Genomic DNA, 3,880 nt, shown 5'->3' with positions numbered 1-3,880 from the left:
CCTCGCCGCCCTTGCCATTGACCTCGAACTCGGCTTTCCCGTCGACCGAGAGCACCAACTGGTGGTGCCCATGGGCGTGCGTGTGCGCGTCGGGGCTGAGGGGGATCAGGCGGGTGGTGAGCATGGTCAGGCGTGATTGTCCGACATCCAAGCAACAAGGGGGCCCGCGCAGACCCTGGTCTGGTGCGCTGCCCCGGGCTCAGGGGGCCAGCAGCCAGGCCCGCACGCGCTCGGCGGTGTCCGCCGGATTCGTCTGCATGAAGCAATGGCCGCCGGACACCTGGGTGACCGTGACCGCATCGTTGACCCGTTCCCAGCGTTGGAGGCCCTCGCGCACAAAGGGCATGGTGTGATCACCGTAGAGCGCGAGGGTGGGCACGCGCACGCGGCCCAGGCTGCCCCACAGGCGCTCGGGGCCGCTGCTGAAGACCTCGGCCTCGCGGCTGGGCGGGCATTTCAGTTCGACGCCACCGTCGGGCGCATCGCGCAGGGCGTGGTCCACGAAGGCGCGCAGGGCCTCGGGCACCCAGCCTTTGTAGGTGCCGCGCTCGTGCAGGGCGGCATAGGCGGCGTCGCGGCTGTCCCAATGGTGGCGGCGCTTGATGGCCTGGCGGGCCAGGGGCGTGAGGCTGGCGGTGCCGGTGAGGTCGGCCAGGGAGAGGCCCATCAGCATCGCCGGGCTCATGAGCACCGGGTCGAGCAGCACGGCCTTGTGGAAGGCGCGCGGGTGGCCCGCCAGCAGCAGGGCGCTGAGCACGCCGCCCAGGCTGTGGCCCATGGCGAGGTGGGGCACGCCCTTGAAGGCGCCGGCCTGGGCCTTGAAGGCCTCCATGGCGAGTTCGGCGTTGCGGTTCCAGCCTAGGTAGCGGGGGCCGAGGTCGCTGTCGCCATGGCCCTGGATGTCGCTGAGCCAGAGGTCGAAGTCGGGAGTCAGGCGCTCCAGCAGCGGCGTGTAGGTGCGGCCGCAAAAGCCATTGCCATGCAGGAAGTGGATGAGGGGCTTGCCCCGCGGCGTGGTATGCCAGCCACGCAGGGTGAAGCCTTCGGAACAGGGGTGGGCCCAGGGGTGCAGCGTCATGGGCCCATTGTGCCAACTTGGCGGAGGTGGCCTGCGGCGCATCTGGTAGAACCACGGATTCGGCATCCCCGGACCGGGGGCCATGGCGAACACAGGCAGGTCGGCGCACGGGTGCGCTGCCCCCAGCCCAGATCACAGCGAGGAAAAGCACGATGGCCGCGGCATGTTTTGACACGATCTCACGGCAAGGGTGGCGGGCAGCGGGCCTGCTGGCCGGTGGCCTTGCGCTGGCCCTGCTGGCGCCCATCGACCGCATCGCACGGGCCGCAGAGCCTGCCCAGGCCGCGGCCAGCCGCCCGGTCAAGCCCGCCTTGAGCGTGCAATGGGTCAAGGCCCAGCCGGCCGACTGGCCCGCGGTGCTCACGGCCAGCGGCGCCCTGGCGGCGTGGCAGGAGGCGGTGGTGGGGGCCGAACTGTCTGGCCTGCGCCTGGCCACGGTCCATGTGAATGTGGGGGACGTGGTCAAGCGCGGTCAGGTCCTGGCCACCCTGGCGGCCGAGGCCGTGGAGGCCGATGTCGCCAACGCCCGTGCCGCCCTGGCCGAGGCCGAGGCCTTGCTTCAGGAAGCCCGCGGCAATGCCGACCGTGCCCGGGCCTTGTCCGAGCAGAAGGCCATCAGTGCCCAGGAGGTGCAGCGCAACCTCACCGCCGAACAGACGGCCCAGGCCCGTGTCAAGGCCCTGTCTGCGCAGTTGGCCGCCCAGGCGCTGCGCTTGCGCCAGACGCGCATCGTGGCGCAGGACGACGGCGTCATCTCGGCGCGTCAGGCCACCTTGGGTGCCGTGGTTTCGGCAGGGCAGGAGCTCTTCCGCCTGATCCGTCAGGGTCGCCTGGAATGGCGCGCCGAGCTGCCTTCGGCCGATCTGGCCCGCATCCAGCCCGGCATGGTCGCGACCGTGACGGCCCCCGGCGCCCAGCCCGTGCAGGGCAAGGTGCGCATGGTGGCGCCCACGGTGGAGGCTGCCACCCGCAACGGCCTGGTCTATGTCGACCTGCCCGCATCGGCGGCCAGGGCCGGTGCCCGTGCCGGCATGTTCGCTTCGGGCCAGTTGGCCCTGGGCGCCTCCCGTGGCCTGACCTTGCCGCAAAGCGCCGTGCTGCTGCGCGATGGCTTCAGCTATGTCTTCAAGGTCGATGCCAAGGGGGTGGTCGCGCGCAGCAAGGTGTCTGTGGGCCGCCGCGTGGGTGATCGCATCGAGGTCACCCAGGGGCTGGATGCCCAGACGCCCGTGGTCGCCTCGGGCGTGGGTTTCCTGGCCGATGGGGACACGGTGCGGGTGGTGAACGGGGCCAGCGTGCCCGCGCAGCCTGCGGCGCCCATCACCCGGAAGGAGCCGTCATGAACGTCTCCGCCTGGTGCATCCGCAACCCGATTCCCTCGGTGATGCTCTTCATCATGCTCACGCTGATGGGCCTGCTGGGCTTTGCCCGCATGAAGGTGCAGAACTTCCCCGACATCGAACTGCCCACTGTCACGGTCTCGGCCTCGCTGCCCGGGGCCGCCCCCAACCAGCTCGAAACCGAGGTGGGCCGCAAGCTGGAAAATGCTGTGGCGACACTGCAGGGCGTCAAGCACATCTACACCAAGGTGCAGGATGGCGCGGTGACGCTGACCGTCGAGTTCCGCCTGGAAAAGCCCATCCAGGAAGCCGTTGACGACGTGCGCGATGCCGTCTCGCGCGTGCGCGCCGACCTGCCCGGCGAGCTGCGCGACCCCGTCATCGCCAAGATGAACGTCTCGGGCTCGCCCATCCTGACCTACACCGTCGCCTCGGCCCGCATGGACGACGAGGCCCTGTCCTGGTTCGTTGACCACGATGTGAGCAAGGTGATGCTGGCCGTGAAAGGCGTGGGCGCCGTGGCCCGCGTGGGCGGTGTCACCCGCGAGGTGCACATCGACCTGGATCCCGCCCGCATGCTGGCCCTCAAGGCCACGGCAGCCGATGTGTCCCGCCAGTTGCGCAGCACCCAGCAGGAGGCTTCGGGTGGTCGGGTTGACCTGGGTGGGGCCGAGCAATCGGTGCGCACCATCGCCACCGTCAGGTCGGCCGAAGAGCTGGCGGCCATGGACATCACCCTGAGCGACGGCCGCCGTGTGCGCCTTGACCAGATCGCCACCGTGCGCGACACCGTGGCCGAGCGCCGCGCCGAAGCGCTGCTCAACGGCCAGCCTGTGGTGGGCTTCGAGATCACGCGTTCACGTGGCGCGGGTGAGGTCGACGTGGCCCAGGGCGTGCGTGCAGCGCTGGAGAAGCTCCGGGCCGATCACCCCGACGTCACCCTGACCGAGGCCTTCAACTTCGTCGACCCGGTGGAGGAGAACTTCCATGGCTCGATGTACCTGCTGTTCGAAGGCGCCATCCTGGCCGTGATCGTGGTGTGGTTCTTCCTGCGCGACTGGCGGGCCACCCTGGTGGCCGCGGCCGCCTTGCCCCTGTCGGTGATCCCGGCCTTCGGCGCCATGTATTTCATGGGCTTCACGGTCAACGTGGTGTCGCTGCTCTCGCTCTCGCTGGTGGTGGGCATCCTGGTGGACGATGCCATCGTCGAGATCGAAAACATCATGCGCCACCTGGCCATGGGCAAGACGCCGCTGCAGGCCGCCGAAGAGGCCGCCGACGAAATCGGCCTGGCCGTGATCGCCACCACCTTCACGCTGATCGCGGTCTTCCTGCCCACGGCCTTCATGGGCGGCGTGGCCGGCAAGTTCTTCGTGCAGTTCGGCTGGACGGCCGCCATTGCCGTGTTTTTCTCGCTGGTCGTGGCCCGCATGCTCACGCCCATGATGGCGGCCTACCTGCT

3 protein-coding genes are annotated in these 3,880 nt (G+C 69.7%); 2 read left to right on the top strand and 1 reads right to left on the bottom strand.

Features of this window, described 5'->3' with window-relative positions; translation table 11 throughout:
* Positions 1-199 precede the first annotated feature (199 nt).
* Complete coding sequence (locus QZ994_RS19070) at positions 200-1,078, bottom strand: alpha/beta hydrolase (RefSeq protein WP_290877447.1); 879 nt, start codon at positions 1,076-1,078, stop codon at positions 200-202.
* Positions 1,079-1,230: 152 nt separating this feature from the next.
* Here QZ994_RS19070 and QZ994_RS19065 point away from each other — a divergent pair, with 152 nt between their 5' ends.
* Together QZ994_RS19065 and QZ994_RS19060 are read left to right on the top strand one after the other, a co-directional pair.
* Positions 1,231-2,421, top strand: coding sequence for an efflux RND transporter periplasmic adaptor subunit (locus QZ994_RS19065; protein WP_290877444.1), 1,191 nt, complete (start codon positions 1,231-1,233; stop codon positions 2,419-2,421).
* Positions 2,418-3,880 (top strand): efflux RND transporter permease subunit (locus tag QZ994_RS19060; RefSeq protein WP_290877441.1); only part of this gene is annotated, 1,463 nt, incomplete at its 3' end. The genes QZ994_RS19065 and QZ994_RS19060, both read left to right, overlap by 4 nt.

The organism is Aquabacterium sp. (genome assembly GCF_021768455.1).
GTDB lineage: Bacteria > Pseudomonadota > Gammaproteobacteria > Burkholderiales > Burkholderiaceae_C > Aquabacterium.
This window is presented reverse-complemented; position numbering and strand designations above follow the sequence as displayed.

Excerpts from the sequence above, each read along its gene's own strand:
- QZ994_RS19065 (WP_290877444.1), top strand. The coding sequence starts at position 1,231 with ATGGCCGCGGCATGTTTTGACACGATCTCACGGCAAGGGTGGCGGGCA.
- QZ994_RS19070 (WP_290877447.1), bottom strand. The coding sequence starts at position 1,078 with ATGACGCTGCACCCCTGGGCCCACCCCTGTTCCGAAGGCTTCACCCTG.